Origin of the sequence: Kitasatospora sp. NPDC001309, from assembly GCF_042896295.1 — a bacterium.
In the GTDB taxonomy this organism is placed as follows: domain Bacteria; phylum Actinomycetota; class Actinomycetes; order Streptomycetales; family Streptomycetaceae; genus Kitasatospora.
In genome coordinates this window covers 36,454-57,859 of sequence record NZ_JBIAXC010000005.1, presented here as the reverse complement: position 1 = coordinate 57,859, position 21,406 = coordinate 36,454, and the positions used below count along the sequence as shown (strand labels likewise).

Here is a 21,406-nt window from a genome sequence, read left to right as displayed (position 1 = left end):
GACCACTCAACCACAGGACGTGAACGTCCGTCAGGCGGTTCCCGGTGTCCGCTGAACCCCGGATTCCGCCTCCCGGAGCGCTGCGGTGAAGGAGGGCACCCGCATCGCCGTCAGCAGGCCCAGCACCGGCCCCGCCGTGCAGACCGTGACGTAGAACGGGATCAGCCCGAGCTTGCCGTGGGAGTCCAGCCACGCGGCGAGCAGCGGGAAGGTGCCGCCGAAGGCCGCGATGGTGGCCGCGTTGACCACGCCGAGGCCCACCGCGCGCACCTCGGTCGGGAACAGCAGGCCGGTGAACACGTTGAGCGTGCCGAGCACCGTCGCCACCATCATCCCCAGCAGCACGGCCACGAGTTGGAAGGGCAGCCAGCCCTCGCGCAGCCCGGCCAGCAGGAACCCGACCAGCGGCACGGGCAGTCCGAACCCGATCCGGGCCACCGGCAGCAGGCCGAAGCGGTCGGCGGCCGCGCCGGTGAGCAGCATGGTGGCCAGCACCACGGCCAGCACGACCGTCATGAAGGAGGCCGCCCGCTCCTTGTCGATGACGTGGTAGGCGGCGGCGTACTGCGGCAGGTAGGTCAGCGCGAAGTAGTAACCGACCGTGCCGCCCAGGGTGTTGAGGAAGACGGTGAGCACCGCCCAGCGGTGCTCCCGGAGCGTGCGCAGGAACGGCGGGCGCCCGCCCGGCCCGGCGGCGGCCCGGGCGCGGTGGAACTCGGCGCTCTCCGGCGCGGCCCGCCGCACCCACACCGCGCCCAGCCCCAGCAGCGCGGCGGCCACGAAGCCCCAGCGCCAACCGCCGTTCTCCAGACCGGACTTGCCGATGGCGTGGATCAGCAGGGTGAGCACCCCGAAGGACAGCAGCGAACCCAGGATGATCCCGCCGTAGGAGACCGAGCTGAACGCGAACCGGTGCCGGGGCGGCGCCGTCTCGGTCACGTACGCGGCCACGCTCGGCGCCTCCCCGCCGAAGGCGAGCCCCTGCACCACCCGCACCACGACGGCCAGCACCGCCGCCCAGACGCCGATCGTCCGCTGCCCCGGCAGCACGGCGAGGCCCAGGCTGGCGACGGCGATCACGGCCATGCCGAGGCTGAGCGCGAAGCGCCGCCCCCGCGTGTCGCTGAGCCGGCCGATCAGGTACGAGCCGACCGGGCGGGCGACGAAGCCGACCGCGAAGGTGGCGTACGCGGCGAGCGTGCCGCTGACCCCGCCCTTGCCGTGGCCGAAGAGGTCGGCGGCGAAGTAGGGCGCGAGCACGGCGTACACGTTCCAGTCGAAGGACTCGACCACCGACCCCACCGTCGCCGCCGCCAACTCCCGTCGCCGGCCCCCGTCGTGCACCCCGTCACGGGCGGGGGCGGTATCGATGCGATCTGTCATGGCGTCAGCATGACACCGTTCGACCTGCGGCGGAATCGGGTTCGGCGACCGCTGCGGCGCGAACCCGGCGACCCGGCGACGGCCGGCGCGCGGCCGGTGCGGCGGCGAGCCGCGGTACCCCCGTAACCGCGCCTCGCCGCCGGACGGGCCCGACACCGTCGGGCCAAGCCTTCATCCTCGCCCCGGGACGAGGACGACGACCACGACGTTGACCTGACGTTGACCTGACACTTGGCCTCCGGGGGACTACGCTCAGGCGCGATCCGGGTCGGCCGGGCGGGGCGGCGACACGGTGCGCAGGGAATCCGGAGGGAACGGGTGGGGGCTGCTGCTTTCGCCGCGCTGCTGCGCGAGCGACGTCTGTCGGTGGGGTGGAGCCAGGACGAACTGGCCGACCGCTCAGGGGTGTCGGCCCGGTCGATCAGCGCGCTGGAGGCCGGTGGCCGCCGACCGCGGATGTCCTCGGTGGTCCGGCTCGCCGAGGCCCTCGGCGTCGCCCCGGACGCCCGGGCCCACTGGCTGGCCGCCGCCCGGGAGAGCGATGCGCCTCCCGCCGTGCCCGCCCCGGAGAGCGCGCCGCCGCCCTCCCCGCCGCCGCTGCCCTCCCCGGGGGCCTCGGGCCCGCAGCAACTCCCCATGGCGATCCGGCACTTCACCGGCCGGGCCGGTGAGCTCCGGGCCCTCGACGCCCTGCTCGCCGACGTGACCCCCGGCTGCGGCGCGGTCGTGATCTCGGCGATCGCCGGCACCGCCGGTGTGGGCAAGACCAGCCTCGCCGTGCACTTCGCCCACCGGGTGGCCGACCGCTTTCCCGACGGCCAACTCTTCGCCAACCTGCGCGGGTTCGACCCGGCCCGGGCCCCGGTCGACGCCGCCGACGTGGCCCGCGGCTTCCTGGACGCCCTGGGCGTCCCGGCCCTGCGGATCCCCGCCGACCCCGACGGGCAGCTCGCGCTCCTGCGCAGCCGGCTGGCGGGCACCCGGACGCTGATCGTCCTGGACAACGTCCGGGAGGCGGAGCAGGTCCGCCCGCTGCTGCCGGGCTCCACCACCTGCCTGGTCGTCGTCACCAGCCGCAACCGGCTGCCCGGCCTGGTCGCCCTGGACGGCGCGGTACCGATCGCCCTGGACGTGCTCTCCCGCGAGGAGGCCCGCGAACTGTTCGCCCGCCGCCTCGGCGCGACCACCGTCGCCGAACAGCCCGACGCGGTCGACGAACTGATCGAGCTGTGCGCCCGGCTGCCGCTCGCCCTCAACATCGCCGCCGCCCGGGCCGCCGACCACCCCGGCACCCCGCTCGGCGTCTGGGCGCGCGAGCTGCGCGACTCCCGGGCCCGCCTGGACCTGCTGTCGGCGGGCGACAGCCACGCCGACGTCCGCCTGGTGCTCTCCTGGTCCTACCACGCCCTGGCCCCGCAGGCCGCCCGGCTGTTCCGGCTGCTCGGCCTGCACCCGGGCCCCACCATCAGCGTGCCGGCGGCCGCGAGCCTCACGGGCCGCCCGCCGACCGAGACCCGCGCCCTGCTGGAGGACCTGCACCGGGCCCACCTGATCACCGCACCCGAACCCGGTCGGTACACCTTCCACGACCTGCTGCGCGCGTACGCCGCCGAACAGGCGGCCGCCCTCGAACCACCGCAGGGCCGGGCCGGGGCGACCCGGCGGATGCTCGACCACTACCTCCACACCGCCCACCGCGCGGCCGGGCTCGCCTACGCCGACGACGCCTCCTGGCACCCGCTCGACCTCGCCCGCCCCGCCGCCGGAGTGACACCCGAACAGCTCACCGACCGGCAGCAGGCGCTCGCCTGGTACCGGGACGAACAGCCCGTGCTGGAACGGATCGTCGACGCCTCGCACGCGGCCGGGGCCGACCTGCACACCTGGCAACTGGTCGGCGCCCAGGTGCCCTACCTGCTCAAGTCGGGCCTGTGGCAGCAGTGGCAGCGCGCCGGCGAGACCGCGCTGGCCGCCGCCCGACGCGCCGGCGACCCCGACCGCCGGGCCCACGCCCACCGCTGGCTCGGCCAGGTGCACCGCTCCCAGGACCGCCAGCCCGAGGCCCAGCGCGAACTACGCCTGGCCCTGGCCCTGTTCGAGGAGACCGGCGACCGGCCGCGCGAGGGCCGCACCAGGCTCGACCTCGCCATCGCCCACGGCGAGGTCCGGGACGACGCCGAGGCGGTGGCCGAGTCCCGACGGGCCCTGGCCCTGTTCGAAGAACTCGGCGACCCCTCCGGACAGGCCCTCGCCCTCAACAGCATCGGCTGGTACCTGGCCCAGCAGGGCGAGCTGCGCGCCGCGCTCACCCACTGCCGGCGCGCCCTGGACCTCGCCCGCGAGGCCGGCAACCTGCCCGGCCAGTCCTCCATCTGGGACAGCATCGGCTACATCCACCACCGACTCGGCGAGTACCGCGAGGCCCTGCCCGCCTACCACGAGTCCCTGAACCTGCGGCGGGCGGTCGGCGACTACTTCCTCCAGGCCGACATCCACACCCACCTCGGCGACACCCACCTCGCCCTCGGCGACCGGGAAGCCGCCCGAGCCGACTGGACCCGCGGCCTGGCCATCCTGGACGACCTCCAGCACCGCGACGCCGAAGCCGTCCGGGCCCGCCTCCACCGCCTCGACGCCGCCCCGGACACGGACCGATAGCAGGCCTCGGATCCCGAGCCGAGCCGCTCGAACGGCGCTCTAACGCGCCGCTCCGATCCCCTCCGGCAGGACGGCCACCACGAAGGCCACGGCCTCCTCCGGCGTCTCGAAGCGCGCGAGCAACGTGCCCCCGTTCCGTACCCCGTAGAACCCCTCGTCGTGCGGCCAGATCATGGGCCCGACCCTTGTCGTGGTCCGCTTCGCCGTGATGCTGGTGGAGAACCCGAGGTTGAAGTGGCTGGTCACCGGCATCAGTTGGCGGAGCACCGGCTGGGCGTACGCCGCCGCCAGCAGCGCATGCACGCGCGGGAACCGGTTCATCGGCGGCATGTGGATGCCGTCGAGTCGGCGGCACCACTCCAGCTCGACGGCACCGAGCGGCTCCCGCTCGTGCGCGAGGGCCCAAGGGCGGAACTCGATGCACGGGGCCTGCTCCCTGGTTCCCGCGAGCCCCGCTCCACCCGTCCAGGCCACCACCGCCCTGACCACCTCGGCCGGGTCGGCGGTCGACCCGCCGGCCAGGCACCGGCCATTGCTCTGGAGGTACACCCAGAAGGTCCGACGCTGCTCGTCGGCCGGGCGCACCCACACCCGCCGGTCGAGCCCCGCGTCGACGTACGCGGCTGTGCCCCTCCACGGTCCTTCGTGCTCAGGCAGAACGACCCCGAGGCCCTCCGCCGCACGCAGCAACCTCTCCCCGAGCGTCACGCCACCCCAGTCGTCCTCGCCGGACCCCACCTCGAAGCCCATCCGACCAGTATGCCGCCGAGCGCATCGACGGTCTCCGTCGATCAGGCTACGGTCCTCCTCACCTCGGGCCGGGCGCCGGCCGGGGTCGATGCCTTCTGCTCGGACGGTGCGCGCCGAGGGCTGTGACGGCGGTACGGCGGAACTGCTGGTCCACCTGCCGGCCCTCCCCGTTCGACGGTGTCGGGGCACGCTACCACCGGGGTGACCGGCAGGTGGTCCGTCTCACGGGCGGCGCAGGAAGACGTCCTGGAGGAGGTTGGTGTCCCCCGGGACGAGGTTGCCGTCGTCGGCGTTGAAGATCACGGTGTCGCCGGTGGCATCGACCCGGGGGGCGGAGGAGGCGGCCGTGCTCTGGGCGCCGTCGCGGGTGAGGCTGACCCGCTCGGTCGTCCCCGTCCGCAGGTCGCGGCGGAAGACGTCGACGGCGCCGTTGGTGTCGCCGGGGACGAGGTTGTCGGCGGCGGAGTCGAAGTAGACCCAGCGGCCGTCGGCGGTCATCTCGCCGCCGGAGGATTCGCCGTCCGGTGTGCTGCCCGACAGCCCGGTGTCGACCTGGGTGGTCCGGCCGGTGGCCAGTTCGTGGGCGTACACGTCCAGTCGGGTGCCGCCGTGGCCGGGGCTGCCCTGGCCGTAGGTCGCGAGGGAGTAGAGCAGGTAGCGGCCGTCCCGGCTGATCCGGGCGTCGTGGGCGGCGTCGCCCAGGTGCCCGGCCGCGTCCAGGCTGCCGGCGGCGATCCGGCCGGTGCCGGCCTTCCAGACGTAGTAGGGGTAGTAGTGCGGCCGGGCCAGTGCGGGGGCCGCGGTCGCGGCCGGGGTCGCGGCGGGGAGCAGGTTGCCCGCCCGCGAGCCGAAGGAGACGGTGGAGCCGTCGGCGCTGATCGTCGGGTCGAAGGAGTTGGCCTCGGCGGCCGTGCCGTCCGCGCCGACGGTGACCAGGCGGCTGGTGCCGGTCCGGCGGTCGGTGACGTAGACGTTGTTCTGGCCGGTGACCGCCGCGCCGCTGGCGAGGTCGCCGCGGTTGGACACGTAGGCGACGTAGCGCCCGTCCCGGCTGATCGACGGGCTCTCGGCGTCGTAGCGGCTCTGGTCGTCGGTGGTGGGCAGGCCGCCCGCGGTGACCAGCTCGGTGCGGCCGGTCCAGCGGTCGCGGACGTAGACGTCGCTGCGGTGCTTGGCGCCGCCAGGCAGCACGTTGGTGGCACTGGCGCTGAACGCCACGTACCGGCCGTCACCGCTGATCGAGGCCTGGAAGGTCATGGCGTTCAGCTTGGATCCGTCGTCGGCGACGCTGACCCGCTCGACGTGGCCGTTGCGCAGGTCCCGGACGTAGATCTCGACGTTGTTAGGGGTACCGGGTAGCGGCAGCAGGTTGGTGGCGGTCGAGGAGAACAGGGCGTAGCGGCCGTCGTCGCTCAGGCCGAGGGCGGTCGAGTAGCCGTCGAGCTGTTCGCCCTTGGGGCCTTCGCTGACCCGGGCGGTCTCGCCCTTGGGCGGCCGGGCCTCGGCGGCGGGCATCGCGGCGCCGGCCGCGAGGGCGGCCACCAGGACGGCGGCGGCGCGGGCCGACCGGCGACGGGTGCGGGCGGTGGTCATGGATCATCCTCCCCAGATGACGGTGCCGGGCCCGAACACCCCCCGCGGCCCGGTTCGGGACGAGCCAACCGCCCGCGCGGACGGCCGGTCAACGACCGTGGGCCAGGTCGTCCGGAAACACGCCACCGCCGGGGCTTCCGGCCGAAACCTCCCGCTCCGCTACGCCGCCGGGGCCGGGCCGGTGCGGCAGGAGAGCGCCGCACCGGCCCGGGGCTCACGCCGAGGTGCCCGTACGGCCGCGGCGGCCGAGCAGTACGCCAGCCGCCGCAGCGAGGACGCCGAGCACGCCGACCACGATGCCGGCGATGCCGAGACCGCGGGCGGTCGAGTCGCTGGCGTCGGCCTTCGCCGCAGCAGCCGCAGCCGTCGCCGTCGCCGTCGGCGCTGCCGTCGCACCGCCCGACGGCGCCGGAGTCGCGGCGCCCGCGCTGTCCCCGTCGGCGGCCGCGGCCGTCAGGTGCAGCACGGGGGCCGGGTTCTTCGGCTCCGGCTGTCCGGCCTGGGGCTCCTCGATCCAGCGCACCACATTGCCGTCGCTGTACGTCTGGAGGGCCTTGAAGACCACCTGGTCGGTGCCCTCGGGCAGCGCGCCGAGCTCGACGGTGAAGTCCTGGTAGTGGCCGGGGCTGATCTGGCCGCCGGTCCAGATCACCTGGGAGACCACGTCGGTGACGTCCCCGTCGTCGGTGTGGATCGGGGTGGTGAGCTTGGTCGTGGTGATCTTGTCGGTCCAGCCGGGCACCGGCGCGACCAGGGCGGACGGGACGGGGTGGTCGGTCGGGAAGTCGATCTCCACCTTGACGGTGCTCTTGGTGTCGTCCTCGTTCGGCACCCGGAAGGCGAAGGTCCGGTCGGTGGCGTTCTTCGGGACGCTGGACGGGTCCACGATGACGTGCGCGGAGGCCGTGGTGGCGGCGGCCAGGACGGTCGCGGCCGCCAGGGCGGCAGCGGCGGCCAGGCGGGTGGTGCGGGTCAAGGGAGTCGGGCGGGTCAGGCGGGAAGCTCGCATGATGCGGTCGTTCTCCAGAGGAGGGCACGCGTGGCCGCGCACGGGCGGGCGGCGGGCCGGTGTCCGAACCGGGACGTCGTCGGCCGCCGTACGGGAGGTCGCGTGCGGTGGGTGATCGGGGGCGGGAGGACGGCCTGGCCCGGGAGCGTCCCCGCTCCGGTCACGCCGTCGCACACCCCGGCGGGCCGCGCCTGATCACCACGTGCCGTAGGAAGGCCGAGCACGCCCGGCCCGAGCGGTCGGCGCCCGAGGCCCGGCGCAGCGCGCGCCCGGGGGCGTTCAGCCCGTCCCGCAGGGCCGTGAACAGGGCCAGTACGCCTCGGAGTTGAGCCGCGCAGGCCCGCCCGGTGGCCTCGGCGGCGCGGGCCGCGAGCCGGACCAGCGCCCACACCGCCGCCTCGCCCCGGCGCAGCCACCAGCCGGCGGCGAGGGTCGCGCCCAGGTGCGCCAGGAGCATCGCGGGGCTCAGCCCGACGAGCGTCGCATGGCACCAGAAGCCGAGGTGGCTCGCCGCCACGGCGGTGTGGTGGGCGGTGCCCGCGCCTGCGCTCGCCGTGACGTGCGTCATGGCAGCGCTCCGACGCCCGGCCATCCCCGGCATGCCCGCCATGTCCGGCATCCCACTCATATCCGGCGTTCCGGCCGTCCCACCGGTGCCGCCCCGCGCCGTCCCCGACTGCCCGGCCCCGGTACCAGCCCCGGCAGCGGCCCCGGCCGCGTGGAACAACAGGTGCAGGCCCGCCTGGCCGCCCAGCAGAGCGCCGACGATCGCCCGGGCCGAACGCTCCCGCCGCGCACCGACCACGGCGAACGCCGCGACCAGCACCCACCCGAGCAGCAGCACGCCGGGCGACAGCCGGTCCCCCGAGGCCAGCACGTGCCCGGCGGCGGACAGCACGAGGCAGACCGTCGCGAAGGGCAGGGCCCGCAGCACGCGAAGGTCGAGGGCGGCGGCGCGCACCGGTAGCGGTGCGGGCCCGGCGTCGAGGTCGGTCATGGCGGCGCCATCATGGCACGGGATCCCTGGGCCCCGTCGGGGTCTCCCCTGATTCGTCCCCGATCCGGCGCCCGGCGGCGTTTCGGCCCACCCCGCCCCGGCTACCACAGCCGTACGACCCGTCCGGGAAACCGGGCCGCAGGCCTTCATCGCGGCACGCCGGAGGGGTAGTTGAGCTTAAGCGGATCTTCAGCAAGCCCCTGTCATCCTGACCGTGCCGCGGTTCGCCGCGGCCCCAGCCGCCGCTCGTCGCACCAGGCGGCTTCCCCCCGCGCCCCGGCCGCGTCCGGGCACCGGATCGTGCCCGGACGGGCACCGGAAGCCACCCGCCCCTGCCCCGTCACCGCCAGAGGATCGGCCGATCGTGTCGCAACTCCCGCACCTCCACGAGGCATCGGCGCACCACGCCGACGCGTCCCGCCCGTCCGCGCCAGCCGCCTCGACCGCCGCCGGGACCGCCGCCGGGCGCGTCGTCATCGTCTCCGCGAGCGTGGGCGCCGGGCACGACGGCGCCGCCGCCCAACTCGCCCTGCGCCTGGCCGGGTCGGGCCACACCGTCGACCGCTGGGACTTCCTGGACCTGGTCCCCGCCGGGCTCGGACCACTGGTCTCGGAGTGCTACCGGCGGCTGCTGACCATCGCCCCCTCCGCCTACCAGCGGATCTACTCCAGCACCGAGTCCACCGGCCGGCCGGGCGCCCTGATCCGGCTGATCCAGCGCAGCACCCACCGCAAGCTGCTGCGCGCGCTGCCGCCGGACACCCGCGCGGTGGTGGCCACCTACCCGATCGCCGGGCAGGTGCTCGGCACCCTGCGCAGCCGGGGTCGGCTGGCGGTGCCCGCCGCGGTCTACCTGACCGACTTCTCCGTGCACCCGCTCTGGGTGGCGCCCGGCGTCGACCTCCACCTGGCGGCCCATCCCGTCCCCGCCGAACAGGCGCGTGCGCACGGGGCCGAGCGGGTCGCGGTCGCGGGCCCGGTGGTCGACCCCCGGTTCACCCCGACCACGGAGGCCCTGCGCACGGCCGCCCGGGACCGGTTCGGGCTGCCTCCGGGCGCACCGCTGGCCCTGCTGGTGGCCGGCTCCTGGGGGGTGGGCGAGGTGGCGAGGGTGGCCGCCGAGGTGCGGGCCACCGGGGCGGCGGTGCCGGTCGTGGTGTGCGGGAAGAACCGGGCCCTGGCGGAACGGCTGCGGGCGGACGGCGTCGAGCACGCCTTCGGCTGGGTCCGGGACATGCCCGGCCTGATGCACGCCTGCGACGTGCTGGTGCAGAACGCCGGGGGCCTGACCTCGCTGGAGGCGTTCGCCTGCGGCCTGCCGGTGGTCAGCTACCGCTGCATACCCGGGCACGGCCTGACCAACGCGGCCGCCCTCGACCAGGCGGGCCTGGCCCCCTGGGTCCGCGACCCGGCGGAGCTCGCGGCCGTGCTCACCGCCATGGTCGACGGGCCCACCGGGCGCCGGTACCGGGAGGCGGGGCTGGCGCTGCACCGCGACGCGTCCGGGCCGGCGGAGGCCATCGCGGCCATCGCGGCCGGTTCCTCCGGCGCCGTACGGGCCGCCGGTGGCTCTCCCGGCGTACCGGGCTCCGCCCCCTCCCCCGCCCTACCGGACTCCGCCGCCTCCCCCGCCGTACCGGCCGACGCCGCGCCCCCGGTGCACGCCGGACCGCCACCACTGATCCCCGCGCAACGCCGCCGCCCCGACCGGGAAGCCATCCCCACCCGCGCCTCCGCTCCCACCCCACGCCGCCCCGACCGCAGCCCCGACCGCCGCCCGGGCCGTCGCGTCGGCCTCGCGGTCGCGGCGCTCAGCGCGACCGCCTGGCTGTCCACCGCGGGCACCCAACTCGCCGTCGCCTACGGCGGGTTCGACGCCGTCGACGCCGGCCGCACCGGCCGGGCCTTCCTCGTGGTGCACCCGCCGCACGGCGGGCACCTCGACGACGCCACCCTGCGCGCCCTGTCGGCCGTGCAGGCCGCCGTCTCGGTCGACACGGACGAGGCCGCCGCCGACCCGGCCGAGGTCCGCCGCTTCGCGGCCGCCGGGCTCACCCTGGTCAACGCCGGCTACGGCCCGCCCTACCAGAGCGGGATCGTCACCCGCCGCGACTCCGTCGAGGCCGGGGCCGACGCCCTGCGCTCCGCCACCGGCGCGGGCAGCTCCTTCTTCCTCTCCAGCCGGGACGTGGACGCCCTCGACCTCGGCCTGGCCGCCTACCACCGCGAGCACCTGGTCGTCCCGGACCTCCGGATCGCCTGCGGCAGCGCCGTCACCCCGCAGCTGAGACCCGGCCAGATCGTCCTGGTCGAGTGCGGCAGCGCCGATCCGGCGGGGCTCACCACGACCATGAACCGCCTGCTCACCTCCCACCGCCCGCCGCGCCTCGGCGCGCTGAACTCCCTTTCCTGAGGCCCCCATGAAGCCCCGCGCGCTCCCGCTGCTCGGCGCCGCCGCTGCCACCGCCGCCGTCGCCGTCACCGCCCTCCACGCGGCTCCCGTGCTCTCCACCTACGGACCGCTGCGCAACCGGCTGCTGCCCCGGCTCGCTGGGACCGGCCGCCCCGACCACGTGGCTCTCACCTTCGACGACGGCCCCGACCCGTCCTCCACGCCCGCCTTCCTGGCCCTGCTCCAGGAGCGCCAGGTGCACGCCACCTTCTTCCTGCTCGGCTCGATGGCCGTCCGCGCGCCCGCGCTGGTGCGGGAGATCGCCGACGCCGGGCACGAGATCGCCGTGCACGGCTGGGCGCACCGCCCGCTGCTGCTGCGCGGGCCGCGCGCCACCTACGAGGACCTGCGCCGGGCCCGCGACACCGTCGCCGACCTCACCGGCACCGCGCCGCAGTGGTTCCGGCCCCCGTACGGCGTCATGAGCGCGGGCGCCCACCTCGCGGCCCGCCGGCTCGGCCTGGCCCCGGTGCTGTGGACGAGCTGGGGCGAGGACTGGACCGGCCGCGCCACGCCGGACACCGTCCACCGCACCGTCACCGCGGACCTCTACGGCGGCGGCACCGTCCTGCTGCACGACTCGGACTGCACCTCGGCCCCCGAGGCCTGGCGCTCCGCCCTCGGCGCCCTGCCCCGGCTGCTCGACCACTGCGCCACCCGGGGCTGGCAGGTCGGCCCGCTCCGCGAGCACGGGGTCGGGGCGGGGCCCCGAGGCGGCGCGGCCTGAACCGGACCGACCACGGAACCCGGCGCGTCAACCGACGACGGAACCCGGCGCGTCGGCGGCCCCGGCGCGTCAGCCCGAAACGGACTGCGGCCCGGCCGCGATGCGGGCCGCCCGGGCGCACACCCGCCGCAGCAGCGCGTTCAGTTCGGTGCGCTGGCCCTTCGTCAGCGGGGCCAGCAGGTCCTCCTGGACGCTGGCGGCGTCGCCGTGCAGCCCCTCCAGGGCGGCCTCGCCCGCAGCGGTGAGGGTCACCACCTCGTGGCGGCCGTTGACCTGGACGACCATCGACTGCACCAGCGCGGCGGCCAGCAGTTCGTCGAGCGCCCCGGAGACCTCCGCCTCCGGCAGGCGCAGCCGGGCGGCGAGGTCGGGCCGGGCGTGCGCGCCCTGCCGGGACAGCGCCGCGAGCACCGACAGGTGGGTCTGACCCATCCCCCGGGCCCGCCAGCGGTCCGCCAGCAGGCCGTCCGCCGCCCGGCCGGCCGCGGACAGCAGGTAGACCGTCTGCTCGAAGGGACTCGACGATCCCTTCCGCCCGTCGTACACGTGCCATCCAATCGCTGGGAGAGGGCTGCACCACCTCCGGTCCGGGCCCCGGAGTGCCGACGCCCATGCCCGCGCCGGGCCGAGTCGTACCGGCGGTGAGCGGTACGGAACGCGCGGAGGGCGCGAGGACCACGGGCACGCGGTGCCGCGGACGGGCGGGAGCAGCCACACCCTACCCACGGTCGGCGGCTCCGGTCTACATCGATGTCGTCGAACCGCGAGGTCACCGGCCCCGCGCCGCGCACCCGGACCGGGTCACGCTCCGACGGCCGGTCGACGTATCTCCGCACCCGGGCACGTGTCGGTCGTACAGAGACCTTTCGGGCTCCCGCATACTCGCGATCGCTGTTCGAGGGCGCCGACGCCGCGCCCGGCAGCCGACCCGAGCACCCGCCCCGAGCCCGCCGGAGGACCCGTGACCACACCCCCGACCACCCCCGACCCCGATCCGGTCGTCGCGGCGCCGACGTACCTGGCGGACATCCGCACCTACTTCCGCCCCGAGGACGTGGCCCACATGGCCACCAAGGGCATCGACCTCGGCACCTACGACGGGGTGAAGCAGAACGCCCTCACGATCTTCGCCCACACCTCGCCGCCCAACGCGGGCATGCCCCCGGACGCGGCGGGCAAGTGGAGCGCCAACCGCTCGCAGACCTTCAAGAACTGGATCGTCAACGGCTTCCCGCTCGGCACCTCGACACCGGTCACGACGCCGCCCGGCGGGGCGGCCCCGGCCCGGCTGCGCAAGGACGTCACCACGCTCACCGACGCCGAATTCGCCCTCCTGACAACGGCGTTCAACGGCGTCATGGCCCGCTCCAGCACCGCACCGGACGGCTACTTCACCCTGGCCGGGCAGCACGGGCTCCCCAAGGCCTGGTGCCTGCACCACGAGCCCCGCTTCAACCCCTGGCACCGCGTCTACCTGCGCGAGTTCGAGGACGCGCTGCGTTCCGTCCCGGGCTGCCAGGACGTGACGCTCCCCTACTGGGACATCTCCACCCCGCTGCCGGACCGCCTCCAGCACCCGCCGTTCGACCAGTACGTCCTGCCGGCCGACCCCGGCGCCACCGCGACGCCGCCGGTCACCGGGCTCTTCCCGTACACGACCGAGCGCTACCCGGTCGCCGAGATCACGGCGAACGTGACGAGCTTCGGGGTCCTCGACGACATCGCCACGTCGATGGCCCAGTCCCTCTGGGGCGCGTCCGACATCAACGGCTACCAGAAGTTCTCGATCCAGGCCCACGACAGCGGCCACGGATCGGTCGGGCCGACGATGGGCGTCCAGGAGGTCTCCGCCTTCGACCCGGTCTTCTGGTTCTTCCACTGCAACATCGACCGGCTGTGGCTGCGCTGGCAGCACCTCAACACCGCGACCACCCTGGCCGGGTTCCGCACCACCCTCGCCGGCGGGGACGACAGCTGGCTCACCGACCCGAGCTTCAACCCGCTGCCGCCGTTCACCGCGACCGCCGACCAGACCATCGCCACCGACATCGGGTACGACCGGCTGGACCTGCCCCCCGCCCCCGCGGAGACCGTCATGGAAAACCTCTCCGGCAGCATCGACGCCGCCCGCACCTTCTCCTTCCGCAGCGCCGACCCGGTCTCGGTGCGGGTGAAGGGCATCAACCGGCTGAACATCCCGGGCTCGTTCGTCGTCAGCCTGCTCGCCGACGGCGAGCCGGTCGCGAAGCGGTTCTTCTTCCAGCCGAACAACCCGCGCCAGTGCGAGACGTGCGCCAAGCACGCCACCGTCAACATCGACTTCCGGCTGACGAGGGAGCAGGTCCTGGACCGCACCCTGAGCGTCCGGATCGACGTCCCCGGGCACTCCGAGAAGGTCGGCACCGCCTTCCCCCTCGCCCAGGCCGGCCACCCCACCGTCAACGCCCGCCTCCTGGCCGGCGAGGCGTAACCCGCGGCCCCTCCCGTCGCTCTCCCCCGACCTCTCAGACGAAGGCGATGACGAGCAGGACGGCCGCCACCAGCAGCGCGACCGTCAACGCCGACGTCCCGCTGCGGCTGCCGGGGCCGCCTGGGCCGCCGGAGGTGACGGCGGCCCAGGAGACGGCGGGGACCGCCACCGTGAGCACGATCGCCAGCCACCTCACGGTGCCCATCGGGACCCCGGCGACCTCGGCCCCGAAGACGGTCGTGAACATCACCAGCAGCCAGGCCGTCGCCGTCAGCAGCGCCCAGGCCGCCCGGGCGGTCCACCGCTCGACCGGGTCGGCCGCACGGAAGTTGCTGCGGGTCATCGTCAGGATCCGGGTCCAGTTCGTCACCGGAACATTCTGTCGAACCGGACTCGCGGGGGCCAGGGGCGGGCCTCCCCTGGCAGCGGGCTCGGCGGGCAGCGGGCTCAGCGGGCGAACTTCTGCCGCGCCGCCGGGGTGACGGGGGTGAAGAAGTTGACCAGGTTGCCGTCGGGGTCGCGGAACAGCAGCGACCGGTTGCCCCAGGGCATCGTGGTGGGACCGGCGACCACCTCGGTGAGGACGGCGGTCAGATTGCGGTGGACGCGGTCCACGTCGTCGACCAGGAACTCGGTGATCACGCTGTGGTTGTCCGCCGGGCGGGCCGAGCCGGGGGCGAACAGCGGGACGGTACGGGTGCCGGCGATCGCGAGGGTGGCCCCGCCGATCCCCAGTTCGGCGAAGTCCTCGGTGGCCCACACCGCCCGCACCCCGGTGACCTGCTCGTAGAAGGCGACGAGGCGGGCGACGTCGGCGGTGATGACGCGGATCGAGACGAAGTCCATGGGGATCTCCTTGGCTGAACCTGAAACGGGACTCGGGAACCTGCACGTCGCAGGCTAGGCGGGATACCGGACAGAACCGGTCCTCTATTCCGCCTAGGCTTCGACCATGCCCCGACCCACCGCCCGCGTACTGACCCTGCTGGAGCTGCTGCAGTCCGGCGGCACCCGGACCGTCGCCGAACTCGCCGACCGGCTCGGCGTCCAGGGGCGCACCGTGCGGCGGTACGTGGACCAGCTGAGCGAGCTGGGCATCCCGGTGGAGTCGGTGCGCGGCCGCTACGGCGGGTACCGGCTCGCCCCCGGGTACCGGCTGCCCCCGCTGATGCTCGGCGAGGACGAGGCGCTGGCCGTCCTGCTCGGCCTGCTCGCCGGCCGCCGCGCGGGCCTGAGCACGGCGGAGCGCACGGCGGGCGAGACGGCGGCGGCGAAGATCCGCCGGGTACTGCCCCAGCACCTCGCCCGCCGGCTCGACTCGCTCCTGGACGCCCTCGCCTTCACGGACCGGCCCGGCGAGTTCGACACCCCGGACGCCGAGGTCCTGCTCACCCTCGCCGACGCCGTCCGCCACCGCCGACCGGTCTCCCTCCACCACACCGGCCGCGACGGGCGCCGCACCGAGCGCACCCTGCACGCGTACGGGATCGTCGCCCACGCGGGCCGGTGGTACGTCACGGGCCGCGACGCCCTGATCGACGAGGACCGGACCTTCCGCCTCGACCGGATCGCGGACGCCCGCACCCTGCCCGGCTCCTTCGACGTGCCCGACGGCCCGGATCCGGCGGACCGCGTGCTGTCGGCGTTCGCCACGGCCGACTACCGGTACGAGGTGACGGTCCGGATCCACGGGACGGTCGGGCAGATCCGCGCCGGGCTCCCGGCGAGCGTCGCGCGCCTGGCGGACGACGCCGCTGAGGGCGTCGCCCTCCAGGACGACGCGACGGCCGAGCGCTGGCGGACGGTCGAGCTGCGGGCGGAGCGGCTCGACTGGCTGCCCGCCGTACTCGCCTCACTGGACCGGCCGTTCGCCATCGAGCGGCCCGACGAACTACGCGCCCTCGTCGCCGCCCTGGCCGACCGCCTCGCCTCCTACACCCGTGGCCAAGCCCCCGACCACGCCACCGGCAACACCACCGGCCACACCTGAGCCGCGCGGGCCGGCAGCCGGTGAGGCCGAACTGCCGGTCGGCGCCGCTGCGCCGGCCACGCCTTCGTCTCCTGCCAGGCGGCCCGCTCCTCGGCCAGGGTGCCCCACCACCAGGTGAACGGGGAGGTGGCGGAGTCCAGTCCCTTCCGCCACCGGTGGAGGCAGGGTCTGCCTCCGGTGCTGCGGCGGCGTTCCGATCAGGGACTCACCGTCACGGTGATGGTCTCGGGGTCGGCGGCGTTGTCCTGGTACACCGAGTCGCCGCTGTAGACGGCGGTAATGGTGTGGGTGCCTGCGGTGCGGAAGGCGGTGACCGTCCCGCCGGCGGCGCACCTGCCGAGGGAGAGGAACAGGCGTCCCGTGCCGAGGGCCGTCCCGGTGGTGGTGTCGGTGAACGTGACGGTTCCGGTGGGCCTGGTCGTGGAGCCCGCGCCGGGGCAGACGGTGTCGCTGAGCACGACCGGCGAACCGATCCGGGTGCTCCGGGGAATCGCGGTCATGGTCGTGGTGACCGGCTTGCCCACGGTGTAACTGATGATCACCTGGCCGTTCTGGTTCGCCGTCCCGATCGTCGAGGCCGCGTAGGACGTCCCGGTGCCCGACGGGGTCGCGAAGCTGCTCCCGCCACCACCACCGCCACCGCTCGCCAGGGTGCCGGTCCTGTTGACGGCAGCGCTGCCGCCGCCCCCGCCGGCGAAGTACCCGCCGCCCCCGCCACCCCCCGCACCGGTGGCAGTGGCGGCACAGCCGCCGTCGATCGCCCCGCCGGTGCCGCCGGTGCCGATCGCGGTACCGACGAACCCGCTTCCCGGCGCACCCGTCGTGGCGTTGCAGAACGCGACGGTGCCGGCCGCCCCGCCCGGACCACCCGTGTTCGTGCTGGTGCTGCCGCCGCCACCGCCCTGCCCCGGCGCGGCTCCAGGGCCGGTCGCGCTTCCCGCCGTACCGCCGGTGGCGTCGGGTGTCGTCCCGCCGTTGCCCCCGTCGCCGCCCTTCAGGCTGCCCCCGGTACCCCCGGCGGCACCGCCGCCCCCGGCGACCACCAGGAAGGAGCCCACGCTGACGCTGGACGCACCGCCCCCGCCCGGCCCTTCCGCCCGGAAGCCGGTGACCGGGATGCCCCCACCCGGAGCTCCGCCGTTGAACCCGCCGGCACCCCCCGTCCCCGTGCCGTTGCAGCCCTTGCCGCCCGCGCCGCCGACGTTGACGGTGACCGTCGTCGGGGCGGTGGTCTGCGGGAGGGTGGTGACGACCCGCGCCCCCGTCCCGCCCGTCCCCGTGACGGAACAGGAGGTACCGGTGTTGTCGCCGCCGCCCGCACCGTCGGCGGTGATCGTGACCACCGCCTGCGCCGGGATGGTGAGGCTCTGCGAGCCGCCGGTGAAGGCGAAGGTGACCACCGGGTCGGCCCCTCGGGTCCGCACCGGGGTGGTGCCCGGCGCGAACCCCGTCGCCGCAGCGGTCGCGGGGATCACCCCGGTACCGGCCAGCGCCACGCACACCCCTGCCACCACCCCGGCCCGCCACCACCGCGCACGAACGTGGACGCCCGCCTCTCCTGCGACGACGGGATGTCCTGGGGCGTGGTGTCCGATCACTGGTGTCTCCCGATGTGCTGGCTGGAGGTGGGGCTTCGGGGTGCTGGATCACGCGACCCGTGCAGCGGTGGCATCCCTGCTCCGGAGCGTGATCACCCGGCCCAGCGTGACGACCGGCCGGCCCTCGCGCCCCGATTGCTCCGACGGCGGCGTGCCGCACACCATCACACCGGGCGGCACCCGGCACCCGAACTCACCGAGCCGCGTACACCGGCGCCAGCGCCCCGGGTGGTCCCACCAGCACGACGCCCCTCGGCAGGCACTACCGTCCTCAGCCATGACCGAGCCGACCTACCTGCACGCCACTCGGGTGGCCTACGACACCGTTGCCGTCGACTACGCCCAACTCGTGCCACCCGCGTTCGAGGGCGACCTGTACGGCCGCGCGATGATCAGCACATGCGCCGAACTCACCCGGGCCGTCGACGCCGGGCCCGTCGCTGACCTCGGCTGCGGGCCCGGCCACGTGACGGCACACCTGCACTCCCTCGGGCTGACCGCGTTCGGCATCGCCCTGTCGCCGGAGACCGTTGCCGTCGCCCGTCGCACGCACCCGGACCTGCAGTTCGACGAAGGGTCGATGACCGACCCGGACCTGCCGGACGGCACTCTCGGCGGCATCCTCGCCTGGTACTCGACCGTCCACACCCCTCCGGAGCTCTTGCCGGTGGTCTTCGCGGAGCGAGAGGCCCCGACAGGGCCAGCAGGCCTACCTCCTGGCCCGAAAGCCGGGGCAGCCGACAACGCCGCGTGGGACGAACCCGCCGATCTGCTTCCCGGCGACAGTATCGAGCGAGACCGGATAACCGGATGCCCAGGGGTGACAACTCCAGCGACGCCGAGCTCGGACGCACAGCGCACGGCGAGGACGCCGCTCAGGCGCAGGAGTGGGAAGTCGGTGGGGCCGACTTCCCACTCCTCGTTGCCTTGAGGGTCACACCCTTGAGCCGGGTCGACGGGTGGTCGATCCGTACGGAACGCCCTATCGCTCGACCGCGAGACGTACGCCCAGGCCGATGAAGACGCCGCCGGTCGCCACGTCGAGTCGGCGGCGCGCGGCCGCGCGCCGGTCGAGCCAGCCCCCGATCCGGCCCGCGAGCACGCCCACGGTGCCGTCGACCAGGAACTCGATCGCGATGAAGACCGCCCCGAGGAGCAGGAACTGGAGCCAGACCCGACCCAGGCCGGGGTCGACGAACTGGGGCAGGAACGCGATCGTGAACGTGACCATCTTCGGGTTCACCAAGTTGGTCAACAGCCCGCGAACGTAAGCGCGTCGGCCGGAGACCCCGTTCGCGCCCGCCGACTCGACCCGCTCCCGGCCGCGGTGGCGGATCGCCTGCACACCGAGGTACACCAGGTAGGCGGCGCCGGCCAGGCGCAGCGCGGTGAACGCGGTCGGCGCGGCGGCGAAGAACGCGGACAGTCCCACGGCGGCGAGCGCGATGTGAACGGCCTCACTGGTCGCGACCCCCGCGGTGGCGAGCAGCCCGGCACGGGCGCCGCCGCGGATCCCGCAGCCGAGGATGAACAGCATGTCCGGTCCCGGGGTGACCATCGCGACGAGGGTGGTGACGAGGAAGACGGCGAAGAGGTGCGGATCGACAGGCATGGGCCGATGCTCGTGCGGGCGTGGCAGCCCTGCAAGCGATATTCGTAGGTCGAGACGGAGGACCGGCGGCGAGGTGAAGGCCCGGTACCGCCGCATTCACGAATCCCGTGCGGCCGCACTGATCGGTAGGCTGGCGGCGACGGGGGCGGGGGCCGGCTCCGCGTCCGGCCGTGGACGGGGGATCACCGCTTTGCACTTCGCGTTGGCGTACCAGGACGAGGCCCGCTGCCCGGCCTTCCTCAACGGGTTGATCCACGAGGAGTTCTCGGACGACGGCCACGACCGGCCGATGCAGTACGCCTGGCACTACGCCACGGGCGACGCCCCGCTCGCCGACCTGCCGGCCGAGCTGTGGCTGATCACGAAGGACCGGGCCTACGACTTCGACTTCCACACGCAGTTCGACGGGCACGTCGTCAGCGGCGAGTTCCTGGCCCTGATGCGGGCCACCGACACCGGTGGCTGGCAGGCCGCGAAGCTGAACGTGGTGTCCAGCAAGGGCAGGCGGATCCCCGCGAAGGACTACTACTTCGTGAAGTTCCCCCGGACCGAACTGCTCAAGGTCGAGGACGTGGTCGACCTCGCGGGGTCGAGGATCGACTTCCGCCGCGACGGGCAGATCAAGAAGGTCTGGGAACTGCGCTTCGGGACGCCGCCGGAGCGCGACCTGTTCCTCTTCGACTCCATCCCGCTCCTCGGGGTTGCCTTCTGCTCGGAGAGGTTCGCCGAAGCCGCGCGGCGGTTCGGCCCGAGAGGAGTCACCTTCGTGGAGCTGCCGGACATCGGGACCGTCCAGAGCGCCTGACGCACTCGACGGCCGAGGAGTGGGAAGTCGGTGGGGCCGACGTCCCACTCCTCGGTGTTGTCCGGGTTCCGGGTTCCCTACTTCTTCCCCTCGCCGCAGAACTCGGCCTCCAGTTCCTTCGTGAAGACCGCGACCGGCCCCCACGCCTCGCCGTTCGCCCAGTCGCCGTTGACCTGGGTCGACATCATGTGGCGGCCGTCCCGGCTCCCGAACGTGTACGACCAGGAGCCGTTGATCGCCCCGCCCATCCCCCACACCTCGCCGCAGGACAGCGTGATCGAGCCGATTCCCAGGCCGTAGTGGGAGTTCGGGATCCACCCCGTGGGGCCTGCCTTCGGGTCCTTCATGGTGACCATCTCCGCCATCTGGGCCGGCGGCAGCAGCCGGCCGCCCAGCAGCGCCTGGAAGAAGGTGCTCAGGTCCCCCACCGTGGAGATCATGTCCCCCGAGCCGTAGCCCCAGGACGGGCTGAGCTCGGTGACGTCGTGGACGGGCAGCGTCGGGGCGTCGAACGGGCCGAGCTTGGAGTAGAAGCGGCCGTGCGGCCCCTGGATGCCGGTGTCGTCGGCGGCGGGCTCGTAGGTGCTCTTGAGGTGCAGGGGCTTGGCGAAGCGGTCGGCGATCTCCTGGGCGAGGCTGTGGCCGGTGGCCTGTTCGACGACCAGCGCGGCCAGCACGTAGTTGGTGTCGGAGTACTCCCAGCTGGTGCCGGGCGCGAAGCTGGGCTTCACACCGATGCCGATCCCGACCAGCTGGCGCGGGGTGAACCGGTCGAAGCGGTGCTGCAGGAAGGCCTCGCCCCGGAACTCCTTCGAAACCGTTTCGTCCATCGCGAAGTTGGCGATCCCGCTGGTGTGGTTGAGCAGCTGGCGAAGGGTGATCTTCGACCCGTCGTACCCGTTGCCGTCGACCAGGCCGGGCAGCCACTGCTCGACGCTGTCGTCCAGTGTCAGCTTCCCCTCGGCCTCCAGCTGGAGCAGCGCGGTGGCCACGAAGGTCTTGGTGGTGCTGCCGATCCGGAACCGGTCCTGCGGCTTGAACTTCTGCCCAGTGGCCAGGTCGGCGGTGCCGGACTGCCCGTACCAGGTCGAGCCGTGGTCGCGGACCTCGGCCGTGACCCCCGGCAGGCCGTTGACGGTGACCGCCTGGTCGAGCGCGGCCTGGAGTCCCTGGTGGCCGCCGTGCCTGGCATCGGGGGCGGCGGCGAGGGCGGCCGGGGCGGCGGCGGTCAGCAGGGCGGCGGCCACGGCGGTGGCGAGGCCGGTGGCGAGGGCGGTGCGGGTGGTGGTCTTCACGGTGGGTCCCCCTGGTCGGTCGGGCTTTCGTCGTCGGTGAAGAACGTACGGCCGAGTTCGAGGATCC

The 21,406-nt window shown here is 74.4% G+C and carries 18 protein-coding genes; 7 read left to right on the top strand and 11 right to left on the bottom strand.

The features are described 5' to 3' along the window. Positions 1–30 precede the first annotated feature (30 nt). The gene (locus ACFY2K_RS06970) at positions 31–1,383 is read right to left on the bottom strand and encodes an MFS transporter (RefSeq protein ID WP_387710015.1); all 1,353 of its coding nucleotides are present in this window, start codon (positions 1,381–1,383) and stop codon (positions 31–33) included. A 318-nt stretch (positions 1,384–1,701) separates the two neighbouring features. Between ACFY2K_RS06970 and ACFY2K_RS06965 the strand changes: the two genes are divergently transcribed. Beyond that, positions 1,702–4,041, top strand: a complete 2,340-nt coding sequence (locus tag ACFY2K_RS06965) for an ATP-binding protein (protein WP_387710013.1) — start codon at positions 1,702–1,704, stop codon at positions 4,039–4,041. Between the two features lie 39 nt (positions 4,042–4,080). Here the strand turns inward: ACFY2K_RS06965 and ACFY2K_RS06960 are convergent, their stop codons facing one another. The 4 genes from ACFY2K_RS06960 to ACFY2K_RS06945 all read right to left on the bottom strand — a co-directional run bounded on the left by ACFY2K_RS06960 (position 4,081) and on the right by ACFY2K_RS06945 (position 8,390). Beyond that, positions 4,081–4,791, bottom strand: coding sequence for a DUF6193 family natural product biosynthesis protein (locus ACFY2K_RS06960; protein ID WP_387710012.1), 711 nt, complete (start codon positions 4,789–4,791; stop codon positions 4,081–4,083). 222 nt (positions 4,792–5,013) lie between these two features. Next, positions 5,014–6,384 (bottom strand): TolB family protein, encoded by a 1,371-nt coding sequence (locus tag ACFY2K_RS06955; RefSeq protein ID WP_387710010.1) that lies wholly within the window; start codon positions 6,382–6,384, stop codon positions 5,014–5,016. A gap of 214 nt (positions 6,385–6,598) precedes the next feature. Then, complete coding sequence (locus ACFY2K_RS06950) at positions 6,599–7,393, bottom strand: YcnI family protein (protein WP_387710008.1); 795 nt, start codon at positions 7,391–7,393, stop codon at positions 6,599–6,601. A gap of 160 nt (positions 7,394–7,553) precedes the next feature. Continuing rightward, entirely contained in the window at positions 7,554–8,390 is an 837-nt protein-coding gene (locus tag ACFY2K_RS06945; protein ID WP_387710007.1) for a hypothetical protein, read from the bottom strand. A 364-nt stretch (positions 8,391–8,754) separates the two neighbouring features. On the opposite strand from ACFY2K_RS06945, the gene ACFY2K_RS06940 reads away from it, so the two are divergent. Together ACFY2K_RS06940 and ACFY2K_RS06935 are read left to right on the top strand one after the other, a co-directional pair. Continuing rightward, complete coding sequence (locus tag ACFY2K_RS06940; protein ID WP_387710005.1) at positions 8,755–10,803, top strand: glycosyltransferase; 2,049 nt, start codon at positions 8,755–8,757, stop codon at positions 10,801–10,803. Between the two features lie 7 nt (positions 10,804–10,810). Continuing rightward, positions 10,811–11,569 (top strand): polysaccharide deacetylase family protein, encoded by a 759-nt coding sequence (locus ACFY2K_RS06935; protein ID WP_380592181.1) that lies wholly within the window; start codon positions 10,811–10,813, stop codon positions 11,567–11,569. A 69-nt stretch (positions 11,570–11,638) separates the two neighbouring features. Here the strand turns inward: ACFY2K_RS06935 and ACFY2K_RS06930 are convergent, their stop codons facing one another. Further along, complete coding sequence (locus ACFY2K_RS06930; RefSeq protein WP_380531150.1) at positions 11,639–12,115, bottom strand: MarR family transcriptional regulator; 477 nt, start codon at positions 12,113–12,115, stop codon at positions 11,639–11,641. 415 nt (positions 12,116–12,530) lie between these two features. Here ACFY2K_RS06930 and ACFY2K_RS06925 point away from each other — a divergent pair, with 415 nt between their 5' ends. Next, positions 12,531–14,039 carry a tyrosinase family protein gene (locus ACFY2K_RS06925; RefSeq protein ID WP_380531152.1) on the top strand — a complete coding sequence of 503 codons (1,509 nt, stop codon included), beginning with the start codon at positions 12,531–12,533 and terminating at the stop codon, positions 14,037–14,039. A 34-nt stretch (positions 14,040–14,073) separates the two neighbouring features. Here the strand turns inward: ACFY2K_RS06925 and ACFY2K_RS06920 are convergent, their stop codons facing one another. Both ACFY2K_RS06920 and ACFY2K_RS06915 read right to left on the bottom strand, forming a co-directional pair. After that, the gene (locus ACFY2K_RS06920; protein ID WP_380531155.1) at positions 14,074–14,409 is read right to left on the bottom strand and encodes a hypothetical protein; all 336 of its coding nucleotides are present in this window, start codon (positions 14,407–14,409) and stop codon (positions 14,074–14,076) included. A 77-nt stretch (positions 14,410–14,486) separates the two neighbouring features. Beyond that, the gene (locus tag ACFY2K_RS06915) at positions 14,487–14,885 is read right to left on the bottom strand and encodes a VOC family protein (RefSeq protein WP_380643215.1); all 399 of its coding nucleotides are present in this window, start codon (positions 14,883–14,885) and stop codon (positions 14,487–14,489) included. 106 nt (positions 14,886–14,991) lie between these two features. On the opposite strand from ACFY2K_RS06915, the gene ACFY2K_RS06910 reads away from it, so the two are divergent. After that, positions 14,992–16,029 (top strand): helix-turn-helix transcriptional regulator, encoded by a 1,038-nt coding sequence (locus tag ACFY2K_RS06910; protein ID WP_387710003.1) that lies wholly within the window; start codon positions 14,992–14,994, stop codon positions 16,027–16,029. Between the two features lie 197 nt (positions 16,030–16,226). On the opposite strand, the gene ACFY2K_RS06905 is transcribed toward ACFY2K_RS06910, so the two are convergent. Continuing rightward, a complete protein-coding gene (locus tag ACFY2K_RS06905; RefSeq protein WP_387710001.1) occupies positions 16,227–17,525 on the bottom strand; it encodes an Ig-like domain repeat protein in 1,299 nt (432 codons plus the stop codon). Positions 17,526–17,904: 379 nt separating this feature from the next. Here ACFY2K_RS06905 and ACFY2K_RS06900 point away from each other — a divergent pair, with 379 nt between their 5' ends. Beyond that, positions 17,905–18,558: a class I SAM-dependent methyltransferase gene (locus tag ACFY2K_RS06900; protein ID WP_387709999.1), complete on the top strand. Its 654-nt coding sequence runs from the start codon at positions 17,905–17,907 to the stop codon at positions 18,556–18,558. A 51-nt stretch (positions 18,559–18,609) separates the two neighbouring features. Here ACFY2K_RS06900 and ACFY2K_RS06895 read toward each other — a convergent pair whose 3' ends face one another. Beyond that, the gene (locus tag ACFY2K_RS06895; RefSeq protein WP_380592170.1) at positions 18,610–19,239 is read right to left on the bottom strand and encodes a LysE family translocator; all 630 of its coding nucleotides are present in this window, start codon (positions 19,237–19,239) and stop codon (positions 18,610–18,612) included. A gap of 190 nt (positions 19,240–19,429) precedes the next feature. On the opposite strand from ACFY2K_RS06895, the gene ACFY2K_RS06890 reads away from it, so the two are divergent. Continuing rightward, positions 19,430–20,044, top strand: a complete 615-nt coding sequence (locus ACFY2K_RS06890) for an Imm43 family immunity protein (RefSeq protein ID WP_380532921.1) — start codon at positions 19,430–19,432, stop codon at positions 20,042–20,044. Positions 20,045–20,121: 77 nt separating this feature from the next. Here ACFY2K_RS06890 and ACFY2K_RS06885 read toward each other — a convergent pair whose 3' ends face one another. Further along, the gene (locus tag ACFY2K_RS06885) at positions 20,122–21,339 is read right to left on the bottom strand and encodes a serine hydrolase domain-containing protein (RefSeq protein WP_387709996.1); all 1,218 of its coding nucleotides are present in this window, start codon (positions 21,337–21,339) and stop codon (positions 20,122–20,124) included. Positions 21,340–21,406 lie beyond the last annotated feature (67 nt).